A 25905-nucleotide genomic window follows, 5' to 3' on the forward strand; every position below is an offset into this window, starting at 1 on the left:
GTGTTCACCGGAATCGTCGAAGAACTGGGTGAGGTCGTCGCCGTCGAGGACCTCGGCGACGCCGCCCGCTTCCGCCTGCGCGGCCCCGTCGTCACCGAGGACGCCAAGCACGGCGACTCGATCGCCGTCAACGGCGTCTGCCTGACGGTCGTGGACACCGAAGGCGGCGAGTTCACCGCCGACGTGATGGCCGAGACCCTGCACCGCTCCAGCCTCGGCGCGCTGACCACCGGCTCCCGGGTCAACCTGGAGCGGCCGATGGCTCTCGGCGGACGGCTCGGCGGCCACCTCGTCCAGGGCCATGTCGACGGCACCGGCACCCTCGTCGAGCGCACCCCCGGCGAACACTGGGAGCTGGTGAAGGTCGCGCTGCCCGCCCAACTCGCCCGCTATGTCGTCGAGAAGGGCTCCATCACCGTCGACGGTGTCAGCCTCACCGTCGTCGACGCCGCCGACGACCACTTCACCATCAGCCTCATCCCCACCACCCTCGCCCTGACCACCCTCGGCATCAAGCAGCCCGGCGACCCGGTCAACCTGGAGGTGGACGTGCTCGCCAAGTACGTCGAGCGGCTGCTCGGCCGGGGTGAGATCGGCCGGGGCGGGACCGGCCGGGGCGAGCAGGACACCGCCGGGACCGCCGACCTCGCCGACCTGGCCGAGCTCCAGGAGACGGACCGGTGAGCGTCCTGGAGTGGCTCAACGGTCCTGCCTTCACGGCGTTCGGACAGCGCGTCATCTGGTCCGACATGATCGGCAACACCGTCGGCCTGGCCGCCCTGGCACTCGGCTGGCGGCGCTCGATATGGACCTGGCCCGCCCAGTTCCTCTCCGGTGTCATCCTCGTCGCCGCCTACGCCTCCGCTCACCTCAGCGGCGGCGTCGGCAAGCAACTGCTGGTCATCGGGGTGGCGCTGTGGGGCTGGCGGCAGTGGCAGCGAGGCCGCCGGCAGGCCCAGGACGGCTCGATCGCCGTCCGGTTCGGCACCTGGCGCGAGCGCGCGCTGCTGATCGGCGGCACCGCGCTGGGCACCCTGGCCGTCGGCGGGCTGTTCACCCTGGTCCCGCAGCTGTCCTGGAACCCCTGGCCGGACGCCTACATCTTCGTCGGCACGCTCGCCGCGATGGTCGCCCAGGCCCGCGGGCTGGTGGAGTTCTGGTTCGCCTGGCTGCTGGTCGACGTGGTCGGCGTCCCGCTCGCCTTCAGCAGCGGCCTGGCCTTCTCCGGCCTGGTCTACGTCGTCTACCTCGCCCTCGTCGCCTGGGGCATGCGCGACTGGTGGCTCCGCTCGCGGGCCGCCGCCGCTGACCGCCCCGCTTTGGAAGGAGCTGCGGCATGACCGCACTGCAGAGCTGGTACGCCGAGGCCGAGGCCGGCGACCTCACCCTGGACCCGGTCGAGCGGGCCGTCGCCGACATCGCCGCCGGCCGCCCGGTCGTCGTGGTGGACGACGAGAACCGCGAGAACGAGGGCGATCTGATCGTCGCGGCCGAGAAGGCCACCCCGGAGATCGTCGCGTTCATGATGAGCGAGTGCCGCGGCCTGATCTGCGCCCCCATGGAGGGCGCCGACCTGGACCGACTGGACCTGCCGCAGATGGTCGAGCGGAACACCGAGTCGATGGGCACCGCCTTCACCGTCTCGGTCGACGCCACCGCCGCGCACGGCGTGAGCACCGGCATCTCCGCCGCCGACCGCGCCACCACCCTGCGGCTGCTGGCCGCCGGCGACTCGGCCCCCGGCGACTTCGTCCGGCCCGGCCACGTCTTCCCGCTGCGCGCCAAGCCCGGCGGCGTCCTCGCCCGCGACGGCCACACCGAGGCCGGCGTGGACCTCGCCCGGCTCGCGGGACTCCGCCCGGCCGCCGCCATCGTCGAGATCGCCGGCGCGGACGGCACCATGCTGCGGCTGCCCGAGCTGGTCCCGTTCGCCCGCCGCCACGGCCTGGCGATCATCTCCATCGCGGACCTGATCGCCTACCGACGCTCCACCGAGGTCCCGGCTTCGCCCGACCACGTGTCATTCCCGGCCGAGCCCACCGTCCGCCGCGAGGCCAGCACCCGGCTGCCCACCGCCTTCGGCGAGTTCACCGCCCACGGCTACCGCTCCACCGTCGACGGCGTCGAGCACGTCGCACTCGTCGCCGGGGAACTGGGCGACGGCGAGGACGTCCTGGTCCGGGTCCACTCCGAGTGCCTGACCGGCGACGTCTTCCACTCGCTGCGCTGCGACTGCGGCCCCCAGCTGACGGAGTCGCTGCGCCGGATCAGCGAGGCCGGCCGCGGCGTGGTCGTCTACCTCCGCGGCCACGAGGGACGTGGCATCGGACTCCTGCCCAAGCTGCGCGCCTACGAACTCCAGGAGCGCGGCCGGGACACCCTCGACGCCAACCTCGAACTGGGCCTGCCGGCCGACTCCCGGGACTACGGCGCCGGCGCCCAGATGCTCCGCGACCTCGGCGTCCGCTCGCTGCGCCTGATGACCAACAACCCTGAGAAGACCGCCGCCCTGGAGCGGCACGGCCTCACCGTCACCGGCCGCGAGTCCATGCCCGTCCACGCCGGCGAGCACAACCTGCGCTATCTGCGCACCAAGCGCGACCGGATGGGGCACGACCTGCCCTGGCTGGACGGCGGCCACGGCGGCACCGACGCCGCCGGCGCGACCGCCACCTGCGGCAACCAGTAACCCCACGTCAGCCGGGCACCGGCACCATCACCCGTACGAGGAGAAGCATGAGCGGCAAGGGCGCACCCGAACTGACCGTGAAGAACTGTGGTGACCTGCGGGTCGCCGTGATCGCCGCGCAGTGGCACCAGAAGGTCATGGACGGCCTGGTGGACGGCGCGCTGCGGGCCCTGCACGAGCTGGGCATCGACGAGCCCACCCTGCTGCGGGTGCCCGGCACCTTCGAGCTGCCGGTGGTCGCCAAGGTCCTGGCCGGCCGCGGCTACGACGCGGTCGTCGCGCTCGGCGTGGTCATCCGCGGCGGCACCCCGCACTTCGACTACGTCTGCCAGGGCGTCACCCAGGGCCTGACCCAGGTCGCGGTGGACACCGGCGTCCCGGTCGGCTTCGGTGTGCTGACCTGCGACACCGAGGAGCAGGCACTCGACCGCGCCGGTCTGCCCGGATCCGCCGAGGACAAGGGCCACGAGGCGGTCACCGCCGCGGTCGCCACCGCCGCCACCCTCCGCACGGTCTCCGAGCCCTGGCGCTGAGTGCGCGGGGCGACCGCGTAGGGTAGGCCGCATCATGTCCAAGAAGACGTTCGAGGAGCTCTTCGCCGAGCTCCAGCAGAAGGCCGCCACCGGCGACCCCGCCACCTCCCGCACCGCCGAGCTGGTGCAGGCCGGTGTGCACACGATCGGCAAGAAGATCGTCGAAGAGGCCGCCGAGGTCTGGATGGCCGCGGAGCACGAGTCCCACGACGCCGCCGCCGAGGAGATCTCCCAGCTCCTCTACCACCTCCAGGTGATGATGGTCGCCAAGGGCATCTCCCTCGACGACGTCTACGCCCACCTGTAGACAACAGCCCCCGCACTCCCCAACACCCCCAGTCGCAAAGGAAATCGCCCTCATGCTGCGCATCGCTGTCCCCAACAAGGGTTCACTGTCCGAGCCTGCGTCGGCGATGCTCCATGAGGCCGGCTACCGTCAGCGCAAGGACCGCCGCGAACTGGTCCTGGTCGACGCGGAGAACGAGGTCGAGTTCTTCTTCCTGCGCCCCCGCGACATCGCCGTCTACGTCGGCTCCGGCAAGCTCGACATCGGCATCACCGGCCGTGACCTGCTGCTGGACTCCGGAGCCGACGCCGAGGAGATCCTCCAGCTCGGCTTCGCCGGCTCCACCTTCCGCTACGCCACCCGTCCCGGCACCGCCAAGGACGTCGCCGACTTCGCCGGCATGACCATCGCCACCTCGTTCTCCGGCCTGGTCACCAAGCACCTCACCGACCACGGCGTGGACGCCTCCGTCGTGCACCTCGACGGCGCCGTGGAGACCGCCATCCAGCTCGGCGTCGCCGAGATCATCGCGGACGTCGTGGAGACCGGCACCACCCTGCGCAACGCCGGCCTGGAGATCATCGGCGAGCCGATCCTCACCTCCGAGGCCGTCGTCATCCGCGGTACCGGCGCCCCGGACGACGACCCCAAGGTCCGCCAGTTCCTCCGCCGCATGCAGGGCGTCCTGGTGGCCCGCCGGTACGTGATGATGGACTACGACATCCGGGTCGAGCAGGTCGAGAAGGCCGTGGCGCTCACCCCGGGCCTGGAGTCCCCGACCGTCTCCCCGCTGCACCACGAGGGCTGGGTCGCGGTCCGTTCCATGGTCCCGGCCAAGGACGCCCAGCGCATCATGGACGAGCTCTACGAACTCGGCGCCCGCGCGATCCTGACCACCGGCATCCACGCCTGCCGGCTCTGACGCCCCGCCGTTCCGCACCCGCACGCCCTCCCACGGAAGACGACACGTGTCCGCGCCCGCGTCCCCCGCTGCCGCCCTGCCCGCCCTCCCGGTGACCTTCCGGCCGTCCCGCACCCGGGCCGTCCTGTACACCGTGGGCATCGCCCAGCTCGCCGCCCTCACCGCGGTCGCGGTGCTGCTGCCGGAGCTGAGCGGCGGCGAGCGGATCAGCTTCGTCGCCACCGGGGTCCTGGTCGGCGCCGTCCTCCTGCTGCTCGCCCGCCCCAAGGTGGTCGCGCGGCAGGAGGGCGTGACCGTCGTCAACCTCACCACCCGGCGCGACCTGGCCTGGGCCCAGGTGCTGCGCGTCAACCTCCGGGCCGGTGACCCGTGGGTCCATCTGGACCTCGCCGACGGCACCAGCCTGCCCGCGATGGGCATCCAGCCCGGCATCGCCCGCGAACAGGCCGTTCGCGACGCCCGCGCCCTGCGCGATCTCGTCGAGATCCACGGTGCGGTCGACCACACGGCCCGCTGACCCTGCCCCAACGCGGGCCCCGCTGTTTACTCTGTTCTCCGGGGTGCACCCGCACCCCGCCCCTCAGTGGGACCCAACGACCCGAGGAGTGACTCCCTCCGGCAATGGACGGATCGTCCTGTAGTACCTGCGCCGCCCCTCCCCAACCCCCGCATACGACGGAGGCGGCGGCATGACCGGCCCCCTGCTGCTCCTCCTTGCGGCACTCGCACTCATCCTCGCCAACGGCTTCTTCGTGGCCGCCGAGTTCGGACTCGTCACCGTCGAGAAGGCGGACGCCGAACGGGCCGCGGCCGACGGCGACCCCCGGGCCGACACCGTCGTCTCCGCTCTGCGGGAACTCTCCTTCCAGCTCTCCGGCACCCAACTCGGCATCACCATCACCTCCTTGGTGGTCGGCATGCTCGCCGAGCCGGCGCTGGCCGAGCTGCTGTCCGGGCCGCTGCTCGCCCTCGGCCTGCCGCGCGGCGCCGTCCCGGGCATCGCGGTCGTCATCGGCATGCTGGTGGCCTCCGCCGTCCAGATGGTCGTCGGCGAACTGGTACCCAAGAACTGGGCGGTCTCCAAGCCGCTCCAGGTCGCCCGCTTCGTCGCCGGCCCGCAGGACACCTTCTCCCGCTTCTTCCGGCCGGTGATCACCCTGCTGAACACCGTCGCCAACCGCCTGGTCCGCGCCCTGGGCGTGGAGCCGACCGACGAACTGGCCTCCGCCCGCACCCCGGGCGAGCTGGTCTCGCTGGCCCGGCACTCCGCCCGGGCCGGGGCGATCGAGCAGGACACGGCGGACCTCTTCGTCCGCACCCTCTCGCTCGGCGACCTCACCGCGGAGAACGTCATGACGCCGCGCGTCCGGGTCAGCGCCCTCCAGGCGACCGCCACCGCCGAGGACGTCGTCAACCTCACCCGCGCCACCGGCCTCTCCCGCTTCCCCGTCTACCGCACCCGGCTCGACGAGATCGTCGGCATGGTGCACCTCAAGGACGCGCTCGCCGTCCCGGCCGAGGAGCGGCTGCGCACCCCGGCGCTCCGGATAGCGGTGCCGCCGCTGCTGGTGCCCGCCACGCTGCCGGTGCAGCCGCTGCTGGAGCGGCTGCGCAGCGAGCAGCCGATCGCGGTGGTCGTCGACGAGTACGGCGGCACCGCCGGCGTGGTGACCCTGGAGGACATCATCGAGGAACTCGTCGGCGAGGTCCGCGACGAGCACGACCGGGTGGACCTGCCCGAGCTCGGCCAGGCCCCGCCCGAGGACGGCCGCCCGGCGTGGGACGCCGACGGCGGCTGCCGGGTCGACACCCTGCGCCGCATCGGCCTGGAGGCCCCCGAGGGCCCCTACGAGACCGTCGCGGGGCTGGTCGCCCACATACTCGGCCGGATCCCGGCCCCCGGCGACACCGCGGAACTGGAGGGCTGGCGGCTGCGGGTGCGGCTGGTCGCGCACCACCGTGCCGAGCGGATACGGCTGGTCCGGCTGGCCCCCGCCGTTCCCGAGGCGGCCCGTGAGCGGGTCCCGGCCGGTGCGGAGGTGGCCCGATGACGGTGGCCCAGCTTCTCTTCGCGGTGCTCCTGGTACTCGCCAACGGATTCTTCGTCGGCGCCGAGTTCGCCCTGGTCTCGGTCCGCCGCAGCCAGGTCGAACCGCTCGCCACGATGGGCTCCAAGCGGGCCCGCCGGGTCCTGCACGGCCTGGAGAACCTCCCGCAGATGATGGCCGCCGCCCAGTTCGGCATCACCGTCTGCTCCCTGACGCTCGGTGCGGTCGCCGAGCCGACCGTCGCCCGCCTGCTGGAGCCGGTCTTCGCGGCCGTCCGGCTGCCGGCGGCCCTGGTCCACCCGCTCGGCTACGCCATCGCCCTGGCCCTGGTGGTCTTCCTCCACCTGGTGATCGGCGAGATGGTCCCGAAGAACCTCGCGATGGCCGCGCCCGAGAAGACCGCCCTGTGGCTCAGCCCCGGGCTGGTCGCCTTCGCCCGGCTGTGCCGCCCGGTCACCGCGCTGCTCGGCGCGCTGGCCCGCGGTGTGCTGCGGCTCTTCCGGGTCGAGCCCAAGGACGAGGTGGAGGCGGTCTTCACCAGCGAGCAGCTCACCCACCTCGTCGAGGACTCCGGCCAGGCGGGCCTGCTCGACCCCGGCGAGCAGGAGCGGCTCTCCGACGCCCTGGAGCTCGGCAGCCGCCCGGTCACCGACGTGCTCCTCGACCCCGCCGGGCTGATCACCGTCGAACCGACGGTGACGCCCCGTCAAGTGGAGGAGCTGACCGTACGGACCGGCTACTCCCGCTTCCCGGTCTGCGCGCCGGGCGGCGCCTGCATGGGCTATCTGCACGTCAAGGACGTCCTGGACCTGGAGGAACGGGACCGGGCGGTGCCGCAGCGGATCTGGCACCCGATGACCACGCTCCGCGCCGAACTTCCGCTGGACGACGCCCTGACCGCGATGCGCCGGGCCGCCTCCCACCTGGCCGCGGTCGCCGACGGCACCGGCCGGGTACTCGGCCTGGTCGCCCTGGAGGACGTCCTGGAGAAGCTGGTCGGCGAGGTCCGCGACCCGGCGCACCGCACGGAGCCGACGGCCGGCCCGGCGCCCCGCGAGGGGACCGGGCGGGTCGGCGAACCGCGCGAGGGGGCCCCGCTGGCGGCCGAGGACCCCGCACTGGCGGGCTGACCGCCGCATCGGCCCGAGGGGCGCACCGGACCACCGGCGCGCCCCTCGGGCGTCCGAAGCCCCTACAGATCCAGCCCCTTCGGCGGCGCCTGCGGATCCGGCCCGCGGCCCGAGAGCACCTCGCCGTACGCCTGCATCAGGTCCGCCAGCCGCAGGGTGGCGAGATCGTCCCGGGTCGGCGTGCCCGGCCAGGTGGACAGCCGCAGATCGCGGTAGGCGCAGCTCTTCTCGTACAGGGTGCGCAGAAAGCGGCCGTTGCCCAGCTCGTCGATCCAGCCCTGCTCGACGACGTGGCCGTTGATGCTGCACAGCTCCTCGCGGGCCTCCTCGTCCCAGCGGTCGCCGTTCTCCGCGGCCAGCACCTCGCCGATGCTGGTGAGTTCCAGCGGCCGGTAGCTGGGGAAGTCCACCCGGCTGGTGAAGCGGGAGGAGAGGCCGGGGTTGGCGGCCAGCAGCCGGTCCATGCCCTCGGGGTAGCCGGCCAGGATCACCACCAGCCGGTCGCGGTTGTCCTCGGCCCGCTTGAGCAGCACCTGCAGCGCCTCGTCGCCGTACGCGTCGCCCTTGCTGTAGCCGGAGTTGGACAGGCTGTACGCCTCGTCGACGAAGAGCACCCCGCCCAGCGCCGAGTCGATCAGCTCGTTCGCCTTGACGGCGGTCTGGCCGAGGAACTCGCCGACGAGGTCGGCGCGTTGGGCCTCCACGAGATGGTCGCCGCCGAGCAGCCCCAGCGCGTAGAAGACCCGGCCGAGTATCCGGGCCACCGTGGTCTTGCCGGTCCCCGACGGGCCGGAGAAGACGAAGTGCCGCTTCGGGGGCGCCACCGGAAGGCCCTGGCTCGCCCGCAGCCGGGCCATCCGCAGCTGCGCGGAGAGCGCCCGCACATGCCGCTTGACCGGCTCCATGCCGACCATCCGCTCCAGCTCCGCCAGCGCCTTCTCCAGCAGCACCGGATCGGCCGGCCCGGCGGGCAGCACCTCGCCGCCGCGCCGGCCCGGCGCCGTCGTCTTGATCCGGGCCGCCCCGCCGCCCCCGGTGGCCGGGCCGGACGGCTCCGCCTGCGGGCCGCTCGGTTCGCCGGCCACCAGCAGCTCCCGGCCGTCGAGCGGGTCCAGCGGCGCCAGCGGGTCGAGGTCGCCGCCGGCCTCCTGTGCCGGGCCCTGCGCGGAGACCGTCGCGAGGCCGGCGCCCTCGTCCAGCCCGTCCGCCTCCGCGATGGCGGCCAGCCGGGCCGCGGTGTCCATGAACGCCGGGTCGACCCGGTGCACCGCGCGGTAGAGGGGGAGGGCGGCGGCGCTGCGGCCGGTGCCCTCGTAGGCGCGGGCGAGCCAGTAGCGCAGCTCCTTGCGCTGCGGCTGCTCGCTGCGGCAGCGCATCAGCGCCGTGGCCAGCAGCGGCTCGGCCTGCCCGAACATCTCCAGCCGCACCCGTGCCATCCCGCCGAACAACCCCGCCTCGATGCCCAGCGCGGGATCGCCGAGCAGCGGCTCGGTGTGCCGGACGAGCTGGTCCCAGTCCTTGACGAGATAGGCGCGGCAGGCGTGCAGAAAGCGCACCTGCGGATCGGTCTCCACCGGCGGGCAGCCGGCCAGCGCCTGGTCCAGCTCGGCGACATGGCGGCCGTCGAGCCAGTGGGAGGCGTGCGCCAGCAGCAGGTCGCGGCCGGTCTCCAGCACCGGCTGGACCCACCAGCCCAGCCAGTACCAGGAGTTGAGGGCGCGTCGGTGCCGGGCGCGCTGCTCACCGAAGCGGTCGCGGTGCTGGTGCATCCGCAGCAGCGCCATGGAGGTGTCCGCGCGCAGCGCGTGGAGCCCGAGCCAGGCGTCGGCCATCGACGGATCGAGCCGTACCGCGGCCCGGAACTCCTCCTCGGCCTGGGGGTAGGCCCCCATGGTGTAGGCGTCGACCGCGCGCAGCCAGGCGAGTTCGGCCGGGGCGGGCGAACCCTGAGCGCCGACATCCATCCCGTCCCCCCACAAAACGTCCCCCCGTGGTGTACCACCGGACGTGTGCCGCACCGGGGCCCCAGGGCCTGTTCGTCCGGCCCTGGCCGAACCGGCGTGCGGCGGGCGGGAGTTGCCCTGCCACGCGCCCGGGTCCGGGTCCCGCGGTGGCACAGACTCGCATCGTACCTGCGCTGTCGGCGCAGGCCGTAGAGGGCGGCACGAGGTGGAGGCGGGGGCGCGGAAGGGGGCGCACCGGCGCGAAGAATGCGGTGACCCTGGGTGAGGGAAGTGCCGTGCTGCGAGCGCCGCGACAGGTGCTTCTACACAGAACGAAGCCCCCGATCACGGGGGAACAACCGGGGGCTTCGCGTCTGCGGGCGGTCCGTTGAACCGCACATTGAGAACGTAAGTCCTGTACGCCCCCCAGGTCAAGCCGAGTTGGCGCACTCGGCGGGTCCCGGTCAACAACTGTCGGCGTGTCAGCCATAGTCGGCTACGCAGGGTGAAATCCGGGCCCCGGTCAGGCCCGGCCGGACGGTCCCACGCGCACCTCGTACCCCATCGGCCCCTGGTGCACCAGGAGATCGGCGTACGGCCGGGACGGATCCGCCGCGAAGTGCGCGCGCTCAGCCGGAATCCAGCCCTCCCAGAAGGCGGAGAGCCCCGGCCCGTCCCGGAGTTGACCTCTTTCCCATGAATGCTCGCGCGCCAGTTCCATCCACAACAGGCAGGCGGCGTACGGCCGCAGCGCGCGCCGTCCGGTGCCCACGCCCTCGACCAGGACCACCGGCGCCGGCGCCAGTTCCACCGCCGCGCCGAACTCCCGGCGCACCCAGTCGTAGACCTCGTAGCGCGCCGGCTCGCCCCGGGACAGCGGCGCCAGCACCTGCTCCCGGAACCGGTCGCTCCAGGCGAACAGCTCCTCATGGGTCGCGAGGTCGTCGGTGTGCACCACGGGCGCGCCGCCGAGCGCCTCGGCCAGCCGCCCGGCGAAGGTGCTCTTCCCGGAACCCGCGTGCCCGTCCACCGCGATCAGCCGCACCGGGCCGCACGAGGGCGGCAGGGTGTGCAGCCGGGCGGCCAGCGACGCCAGCGCGGGGTCCAGGGCAGGGGTCATCCCACCAGCGTACGCCAGTGGTCCACACCAATATTCGTGGCGCGACGCGCGTCGAACCGCCTTCCTAAGCCCGCCCGGAACGGAGATAGTTGAGCCCAGCCGCACCACCCGCACCCGCTCGTCCGCACCGCCGGCTGTCCGCACCGACAGGGGGACCCCATGACCAGCTCCGCACCCCGGCGCACCGTCCTGGCCGCCGCACTCGCCGTCGCGGCCGGCGCCGCCGTCACCCCCCTGGCCACCGCCGCCGGCCCCGGCCGCCGGACGGCCCCTACGCAGCCCGAGACCACCACCCCGCACTGGACGAAGAACCCCGTGGACTACCACGCCTGGACCACCGCCGCCGACTGGCACCGGGGCACCGGCCACGGCACCCGCGTGGTCCCCGGCCACCGCCCCAGTATCGCCCTCGCCCACCCCGCCGGCACCACCGACTACCACGACCCGCACACCGGCCGGACCGCCACCTGGGAGTACGCCACCTGGACCAGCCCGGTGCACCGCCTCCCGGTCCCCGCCACCGAGGCCGTCGCCTCCTGGAACGCCCACACCCCCGCCGGCACCTGGATCGCCGTCGAACTCCGCGGCACCTACTCCGACGGCGGCCACACCCCCTGGTACGTCATGGGCCGCTGGACCGCCGGCGACGGCGACACCGACATCCGGCGCACCTCCGTCGACGGCCAGAAGGACGGCCGCAGCGCCGTCTCCACCGACACCCTCGCCCTCGACGACCCCTCGACCGGCCTGCGCCTGACGTCCTACGAACTCCGGCTCACCCTCCACCGCCGGCCCGGCACCACCGTCACCCCCACCGTCTGGCGACTGGGCGCGATGGCCTCCGACCTCCCCGACCGCTTCGAGGTGCCGCCCTCCACCCCCCGCCTCACCGGCCGCGAACTCCACGTCCCCCGCTACTCCCAGGAGATCCACAAGGGCCAGTACCCCCAGTACGACAATGGGGGAGAGGCGTGGTGCAGCCCCACCTCCTCCCAGATGATCATCGAGTACTGGGGCCGCCGCCCCACCCGGCAGCAGCTCGCCTGGGTCGACCCCTCCTACGCCGACCCCCAGGTCTGCCAGGCCGCCCGCCAGACCTTCGACTACCAGTACAACGGCTGCGGCAACTGGCCCTTCAACGCCGCCTACGCCGCCACCTATCACGACCTCCAGGCCATCGTCACCCGCCTGTCCTCCCTCAACGACGCCGAACGCCTCGTCCACGCCGGCATCCCCGTCATCACCTCCCAGTCCTTCCTCAAGAGCGAACTCGACGGCGCGGGCTACGGCACCGCCGGCCACCTGATGACCGTCATCGGCTTCACCCCGACCGGCGACGTCATCGCCAACGACCCCGCCTCCCCCGACGACCCCGCCGTCCGCCGCGTCTACCAACGCCGCCAGTTCGAGAACATCTGGCTCCGAACCAAGCGCCACGACGCAAAAGGCCAGGTCAAGAGCGGTTCCGGGGGTGTCTGCTACCTCTACTTCCCCGTCGACTCAGCACCAGCTCAGCGCCGCGTCCTGCGCGAGCTCGGAATCCGGTGACACTCATGCCGCCAAGCCGACCGCCAGTGGCCCTGGCGGATGACGTACGGCGCGGTGACCGGGGTCCAGCCGTAGTCGCGGAGGTTCTCCAGGGTGCCGCGCTGCCGGCAGCAAACGTTGGTGCCACAGCCGCCGGCCGCGCGCAGCCTCGGCACCGTCGTCGTCACTTCGGTGACCACACGGCACCCTGCGGGTGAGACGGTGCGGTATCCCAACGTCCGTACGGCCTTGGTGATTTCGTCGTCCTTGGTGAGCGAGGCGCGACGCGGTGCGGGACCGCGGTTGATGAAGTCCGCCAGGCCCTCTGGGAGTTGTCGGCTGTCTCAGCGGAGGACGCGGCCCTTCTGTCTCACGATCTTGTCCTTGAGGTCGTCTCGCCGACCTGCTTCAGGTCTGCCACCTTCCCGCCGGCTCGTTCCTGGCGTCCGGCTCTGCGCGCTGTTCGCTCTGATCGTCCCGTCTGGTGAGGGCGTGTGCGGCATGCAGTAGACGGTTCCCCAACTGTTCCAGGTGTGGGGCGAGTTCGGGCGTGCCGTGGATGGTGTGGGTGGGGCCGAGGTCGATGCCGAGGAGTTGTTCGGCGATGTGGCGGGGGTTGTCGGCGGCGAGGTCGAGGGTGCTGGTGCGGTCGTCGACGGGCTGGACGCGGCCGGGCAGGGACCACGTGCGGGCGCGAACGGTTTCGGCGTCGGCGGGGACGGTGGCGTGGAGGGTGTAGCGGGCGGGGGAGGCGGCCAGGCGGGCGGCTACATAGGCGGCGGCGTCGGTGGCGGGCAGTTCGCGGAGCGCGGCGCGGTGGCCGGTGGGGGTGGGGTCGGTGAGGCGGTCGACGCGGAAGAGGCGCCATGCGTCGTCGTCGGTGTCGTAGCCGACGAGGTACCAGACGGGTGCGGCGGCGACCAGGGCGTACGGTTCGGCCCGGCGCCGGCCCGTGACACCTTTCCCGGTCCGGTAGGTGAAGGTGGTGATCTCGTGGTCGCGGCAGGCCGCGGCCAAGGTGGCCAGGACCGTGGGGTCGGCCTCGGGGCCGGTGCTCCAGGGCACGGGCAGCGGGGCGGCGGTCGCCTGGATCGCGGTCACCTGTTGGCGCAACCGTTGCGGTAGCACCTGTTCCAGCTTCGCCAGGGCGCGCACCGCGGTCTCCTCGATCCCGGCGACGCCGCCGGCGGCGGTGCGCAGGGTGACCGCGATGGCCACGGCCTCGTCGTCATCGAGGAGCAGGGGTGGCAGGTCGGCGCCGGCGGCCAGGCGGTAGCCGCCCGCGGTGCCGGTAGTGCCCTGGACCGGATAACCGAGATCGCGGAGCCGGTCGATGTCGCGGCGGATGGTGCGCAGGGTGACGCCGAGCCGTTCGGCGAGTTCGGTGCCGGACCAGGTGCGGCGTGTCTGGAGCAGGGAGAGCAGGCGCAGCATGCGGGCGGGCAGGTCCTGGGTCATGTGTTCCAGGCTGCCAGGCATTAGTGACGTGAGCTGTCCTAAAGGGCCTCTATGGTCGGAAACGTCCGAGCGTCGAGGGGCTGCCCCGATGGACGGGCAGCTGCCGCTCCCACCGGGAGGCGGCCGTTCCTGCCCGTTGCTCCCCGCCGCCGAAGAAAGCACATCCGCGCCGCGTGGGCGATCGGACGTGTCCTCACACCATGGGAGAGATCATGATCACCGGAGTGAACACGGTAGTGGTCTGGGTCCTTGACCAGGACTCGGCCAAGACCTTCTTCACCGAGACCCTCGGTCTGGAAGCGCGCACGGACGTGCCGTTCGGCGAGGGCGTGCGCTGGGTCACCGTGGGCCCCCAGAGCCGGCCGGAACTGCAGCTCAGCCTGATGGTTCCGGGCGCACCGGTGCAGGATCCGAAGTCCGCCGAGCAGCTCAGGGCACTGCTCGCCAAGGGCGCGCTCGTCGGCTGCACGTTCACCGTCGAGGACTGCCACGCGGCCGTCAAGGAGCTGTCCGCGCGGGGCGTGACCTTCCTCCAGGAGCCGCAGCCCAGGCCGTGGGGCATCTCCGCGACCTTCCGAGACGACTCCGGCACCTGCCACGAGCTCCTCCAGCCGCACCACCAGGGCCAGGAAACAGCCGCCCAGAACACCTGAACCCGGGCCGCCCCAGCGTCTGCCCGATCCGGCAGCCCGGGAAGGCGATCTCGCCCTCCCGGCCACCGCACGGCCCACCGGTGGCCGCACCGGCGACCAGCCGAAACGATGACCATAGCCGGCCTGTCCGGGCTGCCCGACCACAAGGAGGAGTCATGGCCTACGACGAAGTACTCGCCGAACGCATCAAGGAGCGGCTGGAGGCGGAGGGAGTGGTCGCGAAGAGGATGTTCAACGGCCTGACCTTCCTCCTCCAGGGAAACGCGCTGGCCAACCTGTACGACGAGGGCCTCATGGTGCGCGTCGGCAAGGAAAGAACCGACCAGGCCCTGACCCGCCCCGGCGCCGCGCCCCTGGTGATCCGGGGCAAGGAGCAACGAGGCTGGGTCCTGCTGGCGGAGGAAACCCTCGACGACGACGTCCTGGACGACTGGCTGGCCTGGGCCATGGACGCCACTGCCGAACTCCCGCCAAAGTGACGCCCCACCCGGCCGAACCCGTGATCACGCCCGTCCCGCCGGCCGCCCCGGCCCTGTACGTCTGCGCCGACGCTCACCGCCCGACCTGGGCACGCCCGGCCTCGCGCTGATGGTCTACCGCGACGCCCTCGTACGCAGACATCGGTGCGGGCAGGAACCGGCTGGACGAGGGGAGTTCAGGCGTAGGCGTCCTCGATTGTGACGCGCCTCACCGTACGCAGCGTCGACTGGAGACTGTCCAGATCGGTCGAGCCCAGAGCGAGGCGGAGCGCCTGTGGTGTGTGCATCGAGGTGGTGAACGGCTCCGCCGTGGTGACCGAGATGTGCTGACGCGCGAGGGTGGCGGTCAGGCGATCGGCGCGTGCGTCGTCGGGCAGCGGCAGCCAGGTGAAGTAGGACGACGGGTGGCTGATGAGGGGCAGGTCTGCCAGCTCTTGTCTGGCGAGTGCTTGGCGGGCCTTGGCGTCGTCTCGCTTCTGCGCTTCCAAGTGGTCCACCGTGCCGTCTTCAAGCCAGCGGCAGGCGACCGCGGTGGTGAGGGCCGGGGTGTTCCAGGTAGTCGCCCGAATCGCGCGCTCCAGCGACGGCACCGTGGACGGCGCGGCGACGACGAAGCCGACCCGGAGGCCGGTGGCGACGCTCTTGGACAGTCCCGAGACGTAGACGGTGATGTCCGGTGCGCTTGCAGCCAGAGGTGATGGAGGGTCCTCAACCAGGTAGGCGTAGGAGGCGTCTTCGATGATGAGCAGACCGTGCTGTCGAGCGATCTTGATCAGACGGGTGCGATCAGTTGCCGGCATGACCCAGCCCAGAGGGTTGTGCAAGGTGGGCATGGTGTAGATCGCGCGCACCGGGCGGGTCGCGCACAGGTTCTCCAGGGCATCGAGATCCGGCCCGTCGGTGGTTGTGGGTATGGGCTCCAAGTCGAGACGACAGGCATGCGCGAGCACCTTGAAACCCGGGTAGGTGAGTGCGTCGACCGCGACGACGTCGCCGGCGTGGAGCGCGGCCATGACGGTGATGGCCAGGCCGTGCTGCGCACCGTTGACGATGAGGATCTGATCCGCGTCAGGAGCGATTCCTCGACGCCTCAGGTGCCGTGCGATCGAGGCTCTGTCCTGGGGACGCCCTCCATGTGGTTGGTAGCGCAGCAGCGAGTCGAGATCACCAGAGGTGGCCACCTCTCGCAGGGCCTGCCGTAGGAGACCGGCCTGGCCGGGCAGCGACGGGTAGTTGAAGTTGAGGTCGACTGCATCCGTGGCGACGACCTGCTGATCGATGCCGTGACCGGCGGGAACCGCGATGTCACGCACGAACGTGCCGCGGCCCTGTTCCCGGCTCACCAGGCCCATCGCTTCCAGCTCGGCGTACACCCGAGTCGCGGTCACCACGGCGATGCCCTCGCGGGCGGCGAGCCCGCGGTGTGTCGGCAGCCGCACACCTGCGGCGAGCCGCCCCGTCCGGATGTCGGACGCGAACGCATCGACCAGCTTTTTGTACCGCGAGGCTGCCATGCACCGGATTGTATGCATGACAATTCCTTGGCTGTCCTGTTCGCGAGTCCTTACCGTCAAGACCCATTCATCCGTCAAGACCCACTCATCCGGAAGGACAGCCACCGTGCACATCGCCATCCTCACCTTCGACGGCTACAACGAGCTCGACTCCCTGATCGCGCTCGGTGTGCTCAACCGCATCAAGACCGACGACTGGCGCGTCACCATCGCCACCCCCAGCCCCAAGGTGACGTCGATGAACGGGGTGGTCATCGAGCAGATGTGCACTCTTGAGGAGGCGTGTGCCGCTGACGCCGTCATCGTCGGCAGTGGCATTGCCACCCGCGAGGTCGTCGAAGACCCGGCGATCATGAAGGTCCTGCGCGGCCTGGACCCCTCGCGCCAACTCATCGCGGCGCAGTGCTCCGGCGCGCTCGTGCTGGCCAAGCTCGGCCTGCTCAACGACACCCCCGCCTGCACCGACCTGATCACCAAGCCCTGGGTCGTCGCCGCCGGCGTCGAGGTGCTCAACCAGCCCTTCTACGCCAAGGACAACATCGCCACCGCCGGCGGCTGCCTGGCCTCCCCCTACCTCGCCGCTTGGATCATCGCCCGCCTTGAGGGCAGCGGCGCCGCCGAAGGCGCGCTGCACTATGTCGCCCCGGTCGGTGAGAAGGAGGAATACATCGAGCGCGCTTGGCGCAACATCACTCCCTACCTGCCCGCTCCCACAGCGGCGCTCGTCTGAACGACCAGTCGCAAGCAGTGACCGGTCAGGAAGCCACGCCCTCGACAGCCTGGCCGGTTGCTCGCGGCCGGAACGACTCAGGCCCTCCCGTGTGCAAGGAGATCCAGGCCGAGGGCTGTGCACCAGTGCCACATGGCCTTGCCGTCACGCTGCGAGACGATCAGTCCGGCTTCGCGGAGGATCTTGGCCTGCATGGACGCGGCCGCTGGGCTGACGGCGAGGTCACGGGCGAGGTCGGTGGTGGTGTGCTGACGGACGAGCAGGCGCAAGGCATGCGCCCGGGTACTGCCGACAAGAGCCGTCAACGGGTCCGCGGGGGTTGAGGTGTCCCGGAGAGGCAGCGGCGTGACGGCTGGGTAGATCAGGAGAAGCCGTCCGTCGGGGTGCGGCGCTGCCAAGAGGTGGTCGGCCCAGAACAGGGACGGCTGCAAGATGATGCCGTCCCCGTGAAGGGGGAGATCGAGATCGCGGGGGAAGGCTGCTTCCAGGGTCATGCCGCGCCAGCGGACGGACGGCGCCAGCCCCGTCAGGGCAACATGCAGGCCCTGCTGGGCAAGGATGCGGGAGCGCCAGGCGGTTTCGGCGTGGAAGCCCGCCCGGATACGGGGCCACGCCTCGGCGATGACACTGGCATGGCCGGCTTGGACGGCCAGTTTGAGGATCTGCCAGGCGTCTCGATCCCGGTCGGCGAGGTGACGCACCCATGGAGTGAGTGGGCGGTCAATCGCGCACATCCTGCGCAACTCCGCGCGGGCTCGGGCACGGGGCGTGGACAGGACCTGATCCATGCCCTCTTCCAGATCGTCGCTGGGCGGGTCCAGGAACAACGGACCGGCACCCAGCGGGGAGACCAGTTGCAATACGGGGTGCGCCGTCCGCGGCAGGGACCGGGCCACGCGCCGCCGCCATGGGCTGAACACCGGGTGCCCGTCTCGACGCTGCAACATCCCCATGGCCAAGCCGAGTTCCACCAGCGGCGCCGGCCGGTCGGCGACCGTCACCCTCAAGAGATCCTCTGAAGTGCAGTGAATGCGTAACACGCCAGTCCCCCAACGATTCAGCCCTCGCTGAAAGCATCCCGCAGCTCCGCTGGAACGGGGAGCCTGTACGCGGCAACCAACAACCGGCCCTCACCGCTGATGTCACCAGCCGCCTATCCGCCACGGTCCGACGGACCGCACGTTCGCGACGGTGTCACGAGGGCTCCGCAGGAAAGCAACGGAAGGCAACGAAAGGCAAGGAAAGGCAAACATGATGCTTCGTCTGCGCAGGATGGCGATGGCCACGGCATGTACGGCCGCACTGGCCGGTTCGTTGACGCTCGGGGCCGGCGTGGCTTTCGCCGGGAACAGCGGTCAGCAGATCCATTTCCAGGACAGGCGGCACAAGGTGGCGTCAATCTGGCTGGACGGGAAGAACCAGAACGGTAAGCCCGTGCAGTTCTGCTGGATGACGCCGGCGACGGACACCTACATCCGTGACAACTGGTGGGTCGGCAGGATGGAGATCACGGAGTTCAGGAATCGGCATTGCGACCACGAGAACAATGGAGTGGTCGGCTACCTGCACCCGAACGTTCCGCGCATGCAGGACAGCGACTGGTACCTGGTGCACAACTGACCCCGGCGCCAGGTCCACCTGGCGCCGGACCTGCTCGGGTGCCGTGCCGGTGGGGCGCGCCGCGCTCACGGGGTTGCGGATGCCGGCCGGGCGGCTGCCCGCTTTCCTCGCCGGGCTCCTACTGGTTGAGTTGCCTGGCGATGTGCAGGAACTCGCCCCGGGACATGAGGGGGTCACCGGCTTCAAGGGTGACGGTATAGCCCCTGTCGGGCCAGGTGACGGATCGGCTGCCGCCGGCATGCTCCTGGAAGCGCGCGGAGTGTCCGTCAATGACTACAGGGGTTCCGGCGGTGACCGAGGTCTCGCCCTTGGTTTCCGAGATGCTCACGTATCCGGCCTGGCCGCCTCCGTCGAGGTTCCGTTGGTATGTGGTTGTCCAGGCGGGTTTCTGGGCCCTTACGTAGGGCGGGTTGGAGCGGTTTCCGGGGGCGATGACGGTGTCCGCGAGGGCGTAGCCGTGCGGAAGGTAGCGGGGGCGGTCGAGGTGGGAGCCGTCGAAGGGGGTGATGGTGGAGTGGGTGACGGTATCGGTGATGGTCCTGTCGCCCACCGGCTTCGACAGCGTTGTGCTGACCAGCCCGTCACGAGGGTCGTCGCACACGGTGTTCCCGGAAACGAAGGAATGACGTTTCCGAGTGAGTACCAGGGTGATGGTGTGGGCGGCTTCGTGCGCCTCCAGTTGGGGCTTGTCTTCGCAGCTCGTCCAGTCGACGGGCGTGGTGAGGGTGCGGCCGTCGCTGCTGATGAGGACATCGCCGCGAACCGCCGCCTCGTGGATATGCGAGTGGTCCCATACGACCCAGCCGGCGACTGCGGTGACGAGGCAAGCCGACACGGTTATGGCCCATGTGGTGCGGCGGCGCCGCGAATCCTTTCGGGGTCGGGGCACGATCACTCATTCCAGAGAGGGTGGCGGATTCCTGGGCCTGATCCTGGCGCATGTGAGAGCGGTGGGCTGAGACAACAATCAGCCACAGCCCACCGCTCAGGTGTCTACAGCGTCACGAGGCTCCCCTGTGGAGCCGAGGTGTAACGCCGTGGGTTTTCCACAGGGACGTTTCCTCGCGGGGACTCCGTCAGCCGGGCGCGATTGCGTGTGGACGAGGGGAGGGTCTGGCGAGGCCGTGTGGGCATACAGCCGTGTGGGCATCCTGCACACCGGCCGCCGGCCGGCCGTCGTGCGGCCGCCGCCCCCTCAGGTCACCGAGAAGCCCCCGTCCACGAAGACCGTCTGGCCCGTTACGTACGCCGCGCCCGGGGCCGGCCAGGAACACCGCGGCGGCCGCGAAGTCGGACAGTTCGCCGTTGCGGCCGGCCATCGTCCGGTGGGCCGTCGCCTCGGTGCGCACCGGATCGGCGAAGACCGCCTCGGTGAGCGGGGTGCGCACCAGACCCGGGGCGAGGGCGTTGACGCTCACCCCGTGCCGGGACCACGCCTCGGCCTGGGAGCGGGTGAGCGCCGCCAGGCCCGCCTTGGACACCCCGTAGGCCCCGCTGTTGCCGAACGCCCGGACCGCCTGCTGGGACGCGATATGGAGAATCCGCCCCCAGCCGCGCTCCGCCATCCCCGGCCCGAAGCGCTGGCCCAGCAGGAACGGCGCGTCCAGATTGACGGCCATGGTGCGGTCCCACTCCTCGGTGCTCAACTCGCCCATCGGCGGGCGGGGGTTGACCCCGGCGGCGTTGACGAGGATGTCCGGCTCGCCGAAGCGGCGCACCACCTCGTCGGCGCCCGCCCGTACCGCGGCCCGGTCGCCCAGGTCGGTGGCGACCCAGTCCGCGGTGCAGCCCGCCGCCCGCAGCTCCTCGGCACCGGTCCGCAACGGGTCCGGGCGGCGCGCCATCAGGACGACGGCGGCCCCGGCCCGGCCCAGCGCCTCGGCGATCGCCCGCCCGATGCCGGAGCTGCCCCCGGTCACCAGGGCCCGGCGGCCGGCCAGCGAGAACAGCGCGTCGAGGTACGGGGTGGTGGACATGGGGCGGGCCTCCTGGTCGGGAAAGGGGGAGGAGGTAGGGGGAAGGGGGCGGGTCCTCCTGCGCGTGGTGGTGTTCCGGGCTTTCCCGGTGGCCGCCAGCAGTCGACGGACGCACATCGGTCGCACATCGGGTGCATGGCGGTCGCACATCGGTCATATATCGGTGGGGCCCGCGCCACCCTAGCGGCGTGCCACCCTAGCTGCGCGCTGCCCTCCCCGGGCGCCACCGGCCGGACGGCCCCGGCGCCGTTGCGCGGCCGGCCGCCCGTCAGCCGACCAGGTCCAGCACCGGCCGCAGTCCACCGGGCCGGCGGTGTACGGGGAGCGGCTCGACTGGGAAGTAGGCGCAGCCGACGGCGGTGGCGCCCCCGTCGGCGGTGCGGTCGTCGCCGACCATCAGCACACGTGGCGGGGTCACCCCAACTCCCGGCAGGCGAGCGTGAAGAGCCGCGGGTCCGGTTTCTGCAGGGCGTGTTCGTAGGAGAGGACGCAGGCGGTCAGATGGCGGTCCAGGCCGTGCGCGCGCAGGACCGGGCGCAGGTCCCAGCCGATGTTGCTGAGCACGCCGGTGCGGATGCCGCGGTGGTCGAGCGCGGTCAGCACCTCGGCGGCGTCGGGGTAGGGCAGCCAGGCGTCCGGGGTCCGGTGGCGCTCGTAGAGGGCGTCGTAGAGGGAACGGGCGTCGCCGGGTGGGTCGTACAACTCAGGGTGCGGAAGCGGGACTTGGCGGGCCAGGCCGGTGTAGAGGGCGCGGTGGTGCCGGGTGTCGCGGTCCCGGACGTCCCACAGCGCGGCCAGCTCGTCGGGGACGCGTACCGGCACGGCGCCGCCGGGAAGGGCGCCGGCCCGCTCCAGATCGGCCGCCAGCCGGGCGATCTCGTCACCGGTGAGGGGACACGGCGGGGTGCCGGGCGCGGCGTGGAAGGCGGCTAGGGCGCTTCTGATGGATCTCCGTGGAGGAAGGAGCGGCGCCTGGTGCGTGCTCTCGCAAGGCGCCGGGATGGCTTCATAGCGGAGCTATGGGGACATTTCGGCAACGCCGCGAGAGTGCGTGCCAGGCGCCGCGACGCCGCGGAGATCCATCAGAAGCGCCCTAGGGAAGCCCGGAGCCAGGAGAGGGCGGGCTCGATGCGCAGCAGCGTCCCGGAGAAGTCGAACACACGCCGTCGATCCCGCCGCCGGCTGTACCGCTGGCCGTACCGCCGGGTGCGCCGTTGGGTGCGCCGTTGGTGGTCGTCATGTGTCCATGGTGGCGGCGGTCCGGCGGCCCGTCAGGCCAGCGCGCGAAGACCGGGGCCGAACGTCACCAGGAGCGGGACGGCGGGCAGCAGCAGGGCGTACGCGGTCAGTCTCAGGCGGCGGCCCGGGGTGAGGCGGGCGGCCGGGGCCAGCAGCCGGTCCACCCGCTGCGGGACCTGCGCGAGTTGCGGCGGGCAGGGCCCGAACACCCCGCTGTCCTCGTTGAGTTCGACCAGCGCCAGGGCGATGGTCAGCCGGCCGAAGCGGCGCGAGGCGACATCGTCGGCGGCCATCTCGACCAGCCGGTGCACCTGGTCGCGGAAGGCCGCGAACACCGGGATCTGCGGGAAACCGGCGGCCAGCGCCGACGCGCAGTGCAGCAGCACGTCGTGCCGGGCCCGGAGGTGTCCCTGCTCATGGGCGATCAGCGCATCGAGCTGACGGCCCTTCAGGCGTTGCAACGCCGCGGTGGTGACGACGAATTGGGACGCGGGGTGGTGCAGCCACCAGGCCCCTGGCCGGTCGCCCTCCAGGACCACCAGGCGGCCGCCGCGCGGGTCCTCGCCGGGCAGCAGCGGTGAACGGCGCCGGAGTTCGGCCCGGCGCCGCCGGCGGCGGGCCCGCGCCGCCCGCACCTCACGGGTCAGCGCCACCGCCGTCCACGCGCCGCCGCCCGCCAGCAACAGCGCCAGCACACCGGCCCACGGCCCGTAGGTGTTGAGCGCGTACGCCTCGACGACCACCCGCGGGGCGAAACCGAAGACCGGGCTGCGGACCGCCTCCCAGGCGGCGGCCGCGTTCAGCGCCATGGCCAGTCCGCAGCACAGCAGGACACCCGCCACCACGCACTGCCACACCCACAGGGCCAGCACCGGCTCGCGGTCGGGCCAGTCCCAACGGGCCATCAGACGCGGCGCCGTCGCCGCGGCCAGCACGCCGAGGATCATCAGCGTGAGGGGGACCATCATGGCGTCAGCCTATGAGCGGGCCGCTACCGGTTGGTACGGTCTCGCGGCGGAAGTGACGCACACCACGCACCGCCGGGACGGCGCGCGGCCCAAGGGCGAAGGCGAACGGCCGCCGCCCGCCGCGCCTCACAGCGCCAGCAGCATGGTGAGCATGCCCAGGCCCATGGCCACCTGGCACGCGCGCAGGACGACGGGCGGGCAGGCACCGGCCGCAGGGGCGCCGCAGCCGGCCACGACCGCCGTCCCCGACGGGACCAGCCGGACCCCGGCGACGAGCACATAGACCACGTAGTACGCGAGCAGCAGCCCGGTCAGCAGCGGAACACCGGCCGGCGCGGCATGCGACATCCCCGACATCCCCGATGTCCCCGGCATCCCCGATGTCCCCGGCATCCCCGACATGCCCGATGCCCCCGGCATCCCCGGCATGCCCGTCATCCCGCTCGTCCCGGCTGCCGGCTGCCCGCTCCCCGCCGCGCCGTGCGCGGCCGACATCCCGGACCCGTCGCCCCTACCGGCCATGCCGCCCATGCCCACCATCGCGAGCGCCATGTAGACCATCGCCAGGGCGCCCACCGTGTGGTGCGGATGGCGCCGCACCAGCGCCCACAGCGCCAGCGCGCCGAACAGCGCGGCGTACAGCCAGGGCGACCACGCGGGCGGCGCCACCGCGGACGCAGGCAGGGCCATCGCCGCCATGCCCAGCGCCATCAGGCCCTCGCCGCGGGCCGTCACCCGCTGGGCCGGCGGGCCGGCGCGCGTGTGGGACAGGCAGTAGCCGGCGGTGGCGACGCAGAGCAGCACCAGCAGCCAGCCGACCAGCGGCGGAGCGTGCATGGAACACCTCCCGGGCGCGGGGACGGTGAGCACCCGCAGGATGCCCGGCCGGGGCGCCGCACACGGGAGCGCACGGGCGCACTCCGGGAGCGCGGAGCGAGGACGGCGCCCCACGAGGCCCGCCGCGCCCGCGGACCGCCCGCGGGTGCTCACCGTCCCCGCGCACCCTCACTCCGCCCCCGGCCCCTCCGGCCCGCACCAGGCGGTCAGCGCCGCCCGCAGCGCCTCCTCCGCCACCGGCCCGTCGCTCGCCCAGGCGACATAGCCGTCCGGCCGTACCAGCAGCGCCGCCGCCGGCGGGACCGGCGCCTCTCCCGCCACGATCTCGACCCGGTCGGCCCACCCCGCCGCGGCCTTCAGAGCGCCGCCCGTACCCGAGCCGCCCGTACCCGAACCGCCCGCACCCGAGCCGTCCAGCCCCAGCAGCAACGGCCGCCCCGGGCGCAGCAGTTCGGCCAGCCGGGTCGTGCCGTCCGCCGTCGCCACCGGCAGATCGCGGGCGAACCCGCCGGCCAGCGGATGCCCGTCCGGTCCGGCGGCGTAGCGGATGCCGGTGCCGTAGATGATGTCGCTGAGGTACTTGTTGACCTCGTCCATCCCCATCAGATCGGTGAACAGCGCGCGCAGCGCGTCCACCTGCGGGCCGGGCCGCATCAGCGCCACCTGCGCCCGGGTGTTCGCCAGCACCTGCGCGGCGACCGGGTGCCGCTCGGCCTCGTAGCTGTCCAGCAGCCCCTCCGGTGCCCGGCCCAGGCACTCCGCGGCCAGTTTCCACCCCAGGTTGAAGGCGTCCTGCAGACCGAGGTTGACGCCCTGTCCGCCGGCCGGGAAGTGGATGTGCGCCGCGTCCCCGGCCAGCAGCACCCGGCCCGCGCGGTACCGGGCCGCCTGGCGGGCGCTGTCGGTGAAGCGGGTGACGAAGTCCACGCCGGTCAGGGTGATCCGCCGCCCGGTCACCCGCTCGATGCCGCGGGCCAGTTCGTCGCTGGTCGCCGGGCTCTCCAGGTCCTCCGGCACCTCCCACTCGGTGACGGCTATCCGCCCGTCGGGCATCCGCATGAACCAGCCCCCGTCGGTCCGCTGCCAGCCGCCCGGCAGCTCCCCGCCCCCGTGGACCTCGATCCGGCCGCGCCCCATACGGGACACCAACGACGGGCCGGTGCCCGGGAAGCCGATCCCGGCGGCCTTGCGGACCACGCTGCGCCCGCCGTCGCACCCGACGAGGAAGCCCCCGCGCACCGCACCGTCACCGTCCGCGGTCCGCACGCGGACGGTGACGCCGTCCCCGTCCTGCGCCAGGCCGGTCACCTCCTGGTCGTAGCGGACCACCGCGCCCAGGTCGTCGGCCCGGCGGGCGAGCAGCTCCTTGAGGACCTCGTGGGGGAGGAGCAGGCCGTGCGGCTGCTCGGCGGGCTCCGCGGAGTGCCGGCCGAGCCGGAACAGCCCGGCGAAGTGCCCCCGGGCACCGCCGTCAGCCAGCTCCCGCCGGAAGTCCGCCAACCCCGGCAGGGTCTCCTGCGCGCGGGTGAACTCCGCCAGCATGCCCCGCCGGTCCAGGGTCTCCAGCGTCCGGGAGTGCAACGCCAGCGTGCGCGGTTCACCCTGCCCGCGCCGCCCCCGCTCCAGGACGAGCGTCGCCACGCCGTGCAGCCGCAACTCCGCGGCCAACAACAGTCCGACCGGCCCGCCGCCCGCGATGACGACATCGAAGTGCTCCCCGCCGAGGGGGTGTTCGGTAGAGGTCATGGCGGTGACGCTAGCGAGCGCGCACACCGCCCACCAGTCACCGCCGCACGCACGGGAGTTGCGCCGGAAGCACGCGAGGCGCCGGCTCAGGGCCGAAAGCGCAGCGGATGGTCCGCGGGCACCTCGGTGACGACGATCCGGTGCCCGTCCGGGTCGGCGATCCACATCTCGATCAGCCCCCACGGCTCGCGCACCGGCGGCCGCAGCACCTCTACTCCCTGTGCCACCAACTCCTCGTGCGCCCGTGCCGCGTCGGCCACCTGCAGCCACAGCTGGAGGGTCGGCGTCGGCGCGTCCGTGGCCCGTCCGGAGACCTCCAGGAAGCCGCCGCCGAGGAAGTACACCGTGCCGCGCTCGGGACCGGTGCCGAACTCGCGGTAGACCGCCAGACCCAGCGCCTCGCCGTAGAACGTCCGCGACCGCTCCGGATCGGCCGGCCGCAACAGCACCCTGCTGCTCAGTACCTGCACCATGGCAGGGACCCTAC

At 72.3% G+C, this 25905-nt stretch carries 24 protein-coding genes and 2 pseudogenes; 14 read left to right on the forward strand and 12 right to left on the reverse strand.

Features of this window, described 5'->3' with window-relative positions; translation table 11 throughout:
- From ACRAS8_RS29420 to ACRAS8_RS29460, 9 genes are all read left to right on the forward strand, one after another.
- Positions 1 to 684: a riboflavin synthase gene (locus tag ACRAS8_RS29420; RefSeq protein ID WP_438489008.1), complete on the forward strand. Its 684-nt coding sequence runs from the start codon at positions 1 to 3 to the stop codon at positions 682 to 684.
- A complete protein-coding gene (locus ACRAS8_RS29425; RefSeq protein ID WP_438489009.1) occupies positions 681 to 1340 on the forward strand; it encodes a nicotinamide mononucleotide transporter family protein in 660 nt (219 codons plus the stop codon). Before ACRAS8_RS29420 ends, ACRAS8_RS29425 begins: the two co-directional genes overlap by 4 nt.
- Positions 1337 to 2689, forward strand: a complete 1353-nt coding sequence (locus tag ACRAS8_RS29430; protein ID WP_438489010.1) for a bifunctional 3,4-dihydroxy-2-butanone-4-phosphate synthase/GTP cyclohydrolase II — start codon at positions 1337 to 1339, stop codon at positions 2687 to 2689. Before ACRAS8_RS29425 ends, ACRAS8_RS29430 begins: the two co-directional genes overlap by 4 nt.
- A gap of 47 nt (positions 2690 to 2736) precedes the next feature.
- A complete protein-coding gene (gene ribH, locus ACRAS8_RS29435; RefSeq protein ID WP_438489011.1) occupies positions 2737 to 3222 on the forward strand; it encodes a 6,7-dimethyl-8-ribityllumazine synthase in 486 nt (161 codons plus the stop codon).
- Positions 3223 to 3256: 34 nt separating this feature from the next.
- Positions 3257 to 3529: a phosphoribosyl-ATP diphosphatase gene (locus ACRAS8_RS29440; RefSeq protein WP_016571913.1), complete on the forward strand. Its 273-nt coding sequence runs from the start codon at positions 3257 to 3259 to the stop codon at positions 3527 to 3529.
- Positions 3530 to 3581: 52 nt separating this feature from the next.
- Entirely contained in the window at positions 3582 to 4430 is an 849-nt protein-coding gene (hisG, locus tag ACRAS8_RS29445) for an ATP phosphoribosyltransferase (RefSeq protein ID WP_438489012.1), read from the forward strand.
- 46 nt (positions 4431 to 4476) lie between these two features.
- A complete protein-coding gene (locus ACRAS8_RS29450) occupies positions 4477 to 4947 on the forward strand; it encodes a PH domain-containing protein (protein ID WP_438489014.1) in 471 nt (156 codons plus the stop codon).
- A gap of 172 nt (positions 4948 to 5119) precedes the next feature.
- The gene (locus tag ACRAS8_RS29455) at positions 5120 to 6481 is read left to right on the forward strand and encodes a hemolysin family protein (RefSeq protein WP_438489015.1); all 1362 of its coding nucleotides are present in this window, start codon (positions 5120 to 5122) and stop codon (positions 6479 to 6481) included.
- Positions 6478 to 7608 carry a hemolysin family protein gene (locus tag ACRAS8_RS29460; protein WP_438489016.1) on the forward strand — a complete coding sequence of 377 codons (1131 nt, stop codon included), beginning with the start codon at positions 6478 to 6480 and terminating at the stop codon, positions 7606 to 7608. Before ACRAS8_RS29455 ends, ACRAS8_RS29460 begins: the two co-directional genes overlap by 4 nt.
- Positions 7609 to 7670: 62 nt before the next feature.
- On the opposite strand, the gene ACRAS8_RS29465 is transcribed toward ACRAS8_RS29460, so the two are convergent.
- Positions 7671 to 9572 (reverse strand): AAA family ATPase, encoded by a 1902-nt coding sequence (locus ACRAS8_RS29465; RefSeq protein ID WP_438489017.1) that lies wholly within the window; start codon positions 9570 to 9572, stop codon positions 7671 to 7673.
- A gap of 502 nt (positions 9573 to 10074) precedes the next feature.
- A complete protein-coding gene (locus ACRAS8_RS29470) occupies positions 10075 to 10671 on the reverse strand; it encodes a uridine kinase family protein (protein WP_438489018.1) in 597 nt (198 codons plus the stop codon).
- Positions 10672 to 10830: 159 nt separating this feature from the next.
- Between ACRAS8_RS29470 and ACRAS8_RS29475 the strand changes: the two genes are divergently transcribed.
- Positions 10831 to 12219, forward strand: a complete 1389-nt coding sequence (locus tag ACRAS8_RS29475) for a peptidase C39 family protein (RefSeq protein WP_438489019.1) — start codon at positions 10831 to 10833, stop codon at positions 12217 to 12219.
- Between the two features lie 387 nt (positions 12220 to 12606).
- Here the strand turns inward: ACRAS8_RS29475 and ACRAS8_RS29480 are convergent, their stop codons facing one another.
- Positions 12607 to 13656 carry a helix-turn-helix transcriptional regulator gene (locus tag ACRAS8_RS29480; protein ID WP_438489020.1) on the reverse strand — a complete coding sequence of 350 codons (1050 nt, stop codon included), beginning with the start codon at positions 13654 to 13656 and terminating at the stop codon, positions 12607 to 12609.
- Between the two features lie 200 nt (positions 13657 to 13856).
- On the opposite strand from ACRAS8_RS29480, the gene ACRAS8_RS29485 reads away from it, so the two are divergent.
- Together ACRAS8_RS29485 and ACRAS8_RS29490 are read left to right on the forward strand one after the other, a co-directional pair.
- Positions 13857 to 14309 (forward strand): VOC family protein, encoded by a 453-nt coding sequence (locus ACRAS8_RS29485; protein ID WP_438489021.1) that lies wholly within the window; start codon positions 13857 to 13859, stop codon positions 14307 to 14309.
- A 155-nt stretch (positions 14310 to 14464) separates the two neighbouring features.
- Positions 14465 to 14788, forward strand: coding sequence for a TfoX/Sxy family protein (locus ACRAS8_RS29490; protein ID WP_438489022.1), 324 nt, complete (start codon positions 14465 to 14467; stop codon positions 14786 to 14788).
- Positions 14789 to 14964: 176 nt separating this feature from the next.
- On the opposite strand, the gene ACRAS8_RS29495 is transcribed toward ACRAS8_RS29490, so the two are convergent.
- Positions 14965 to 16302 carry a PLP-dependent aminotransferase family protein gene (locus ACRAS8_RS29495; protein ID WP_438489023.1) on the reverse strand — a complete coding sequence of 446 codons (1338 nt, stop codon included), beginning with the start codon at positions 16300 to 16302 and terminating at the stop codon, positions 14965 to 14967.
- 106 nt (positions 16303 to 16408) lie between these two features.
- Here ACRAS8_RS29495 and ACRAS8_RS29500 point away from each other — a divergent pair, with 106 nt between their 5' ends.
- Positions 16409 to 17032 (forward strand): DJ-1/PfpI family protein, encoded by a 624-nt coding sequence (locus ACRAS8_RS29500; protein ID WP_438489024.1) that lies wholly within the window; start codon positions 16409 to 16411, stop codon positions 17030 to 17032.
- A gap of 77 nt (positions 17033 to 17109) precedes the next feature.
- On the opposite strand, the gene ACRAS8_RS29505 is transcribed toward ACRAS8_RS29500, so the two are convergent.
- Entirely contained in the window at positions 17110 to 18033 is a 924-nt protein-coding gene (locus ACRAS8_RS29505; RefSeq protein ID WP_438489025.1) for an ArsR/SmtB family transcription factor, read from the reverse strand.
- Positions 18034 to 18283: 250 nt separating this feature from the next.
- On the opposite strand from ACRAS8_RS29505, the gene ACRAS8_RS29510 reads away from it, so the two are divergent.
- Entirely contained in the window at positions 18284 to 18652 is a 369-nt protein-coding gene (locus ACRAS8_RS29510; protein ID WP_438489026.1) for a hypothetical protein, read from the forward strand.
- A 118-nt stretch (positions 18653 to 18770) separates the two neighbouring features.
- Here the strand turns inward: ACRAS8_RS29510 and ACRAS8_RS29515 are convergent, their stop codons facing one another.
- The 7 genes and pseudogenes from ACRAS8_RS29515 to ACRAS8_RS29545 form a co-directional block, all read right to left on the reverse strand.
- Positions 18771 to 19547: a hypothetical protein gene (locus ACRAS8_RS29515; protein WP_438489027.1), complete on the reverse strand. Its 777-nt coding sequence runs from the start codon at positions 19545 to 19547 to the stop codon at positions 18771 to 18773.
- A gap of 300 nt (positions 19548 to 19847) precedes the next feature.
- Positions 19848 to 20628, reverse strand: a pseudogene (locus tag ACRAS8_RS29520) (SDR family NAD(P)-dependent oxidoreductase).
- A 268-nt stretch (positions 20629 to 20896) separates the two neighbouring features.
- Positions 20897 to 21573: pseudogene (locus ACRAS8_RS29525) on the reverse strand (HAD-IA family hydrolase).
- A gap of 326 nt (positions 21574 to 21899) precedes the next feature.
- Positions 21900 to 22835, reverse strand: coding sequence for a M56 family metallopeptidase (locus ACRAS8_RS29530; RefSeq protein ID WP_438489028.1), 936 nt, complete (start codon positions 22833 to 22835; stop codon positions 21900 to 21902).
- 126 nt (positions 22836 to 22961) lie between these two features.
- Positions 22962 to 23672, reverse strand: a complete 711-nt coding sequence (locus ACRAS8_RS29535; protein WP_438489029.1) for a DUF5134 domain-containing protein — start codon at positions 23670 to 23672, stop codon at positions 22962 to 22964.
- Positions 23673 to 23840: 168 nt separating this feature from the next.
- Positions 23841 to 25418: an FAD-dependent monooxygenase gene (locus ACRAS8_RS29540; RefSeq protein ID WP_438489030.1), complete on the reverse strand. Its 1578-nt coding sequence runs from the start codon at positions 25416 to 25418 to the stop codon at positions 23841 to 23843.
- An 86-nt stretch (positions 25419 to 25504) separates the two neighbouring features.
- Complete coding sequence (locus tag ACRAS8_RS29545) at positions 25505 to 25891, reverse strand: VOC family protein (protein ID WP_438489031.1); 387 nt, start codon at positions 25889 to 25891, stop codon at positions 25505 to 25507.
- Positions 25892 to 25905 lie beyond the last annotated feature (14 nt).

Source organism: Streptomyces sp. S186, from assembly GCF_051603415.1.
Taxonomy (GTDB): Bacteria; Actinomycetota; Actinomycetes; order Streptomycetales; family Streptomycetaceae; genus Streptomyces.

Bases quoted from the DNA above. Each gene is read 5' to 3' on its own strand.
- ACRAS8_RS29480 (WP_438489020.1), bottom strand. From the start codon at position 13,656: ATGACCCAGGACCTGCCCGCCCGCATGCTGCGCCTGCTCTCCCTGCTC.
- ACRAS8_RS29430 (WP_438489010.1), top strand. From the start codon at position 1,337: ATGACCGCACTGCAGAGCTGGTACGCCGAGGCCGAGGCCGGCGACCTC.
- ACRAS8_RS29470 (WP_438489018.1), bottom strand. From the start codon at position 10,671: ATGACCCCTGCCCTGGACCCCGCGCTGGCGTCGCTGGCCGCCCGGCTG.
- ACRAS8_RS29465 (WP_438489017.1), bottom strand. From the start codon at position 9,572: ATGGATGTCGGCGCTCAGGGTTCGCCCGCCCCGGCCGAACTCGCCTGG.
- ACRAS8_RS29545 (WP_438489031.1), bottom strand. From the start codon at position 25,891: ATGGTGCAGGTACTGAGCAGCAGGGTGCTGTTGCGGCCGGCCGATCCG.
- hisG (WP_438489012.1), top strand. From the start codon at position 3,582: ATGCTGCGCATCGCTGTCCCCAACAAGGGTTCACTGTCCGAGCCTGCG.
- ribH (WP_438489011.1), top strand. From the start codon at position 2,737: ATGAGCGGCAAGGGCGCACCCGAACTGACCGTGAAGAACTGTGGTGAC.
- ACRAS8_RS29455 (WP_438489015.1), top strand. From the start codon at position 5,120: ATGACCGGCCCCCTGCTGCTCCTCCTTGCGGCACTCGCACTCATCCTC.
- ACRAS8_RS29440 (WP_016571913.1), top strand. From the start codon at position 3,257: ATGTCCAAGAAGACGTTCGAGGAGCTCTTCGCCGAGCTCCAGCAGAAG.
- ACRAS8_RS29540 (WP_438489030.1), bottom strand. From the start codon at position 25,418: ATGACCTCTACCGAACACCCCCTCGGCGGGGAGCACTTCGATGTCGTC.
- ACRAS8_RS29530 (WP_438489028.1), bottom strand. From the start codon at position 22,835: ATGATGGTCCCCCTCACGCTGATGATCCTCGGCGTGCTGGCCGCGGCG.
- ACRAS8_RS29475 (WP_438489019.1), top strand. From the start codon at position 10,831: ATGACCAGCTCCGCACCCCGGCGCACCGTCCTGGCCGCCGCACTCGCC.
- ACRAS8_RS29535 (WP_438489029.1), bottom strand. From the start codon at position 23,672: ATGCACGCTCCGCCGCTGGTCGGCTGGCTGCTGGTGCTGCTCTGCGTC.
- ACRAS8_RS29495 (WP_438489023.1), bottom strand. From the start codon at position 16,302: ATGGCAGCCTCGCGGTACAAAAAGCTGGTCGATGCGTTCGCGTCCGAC.
- ACRAS8_RS29510 (WP_438489026.1), top strand. From the start codon at position 18,284: ATGATGCTTCGTCTGCGCAGGATGGCGATGGCCACGGCATGTACGGCC.
- ACRAS8_RS29490 (WP_438489022.1), top strand. From the start codon at position 14,465: ATGGCCTACGACGAAGTACTCGCCGAACGCATCAAGGAGCGGCTGGAG.
- ACRAS8_RS29460 (WP_438489016.1), top strand. From the start codon at position 6,478: ATGACGGTGGCCCAGCTTCTCTTCGCGGTGCTCCTGGTACTCGCCAAC.
- ACRAS8_RS29485 (WP_438489021.1), top strand. From the start codon at position 13,857: ATGGGAGAGATCATGATCACCGGAGTGAACACGGTAGTGGTCTGGGTC.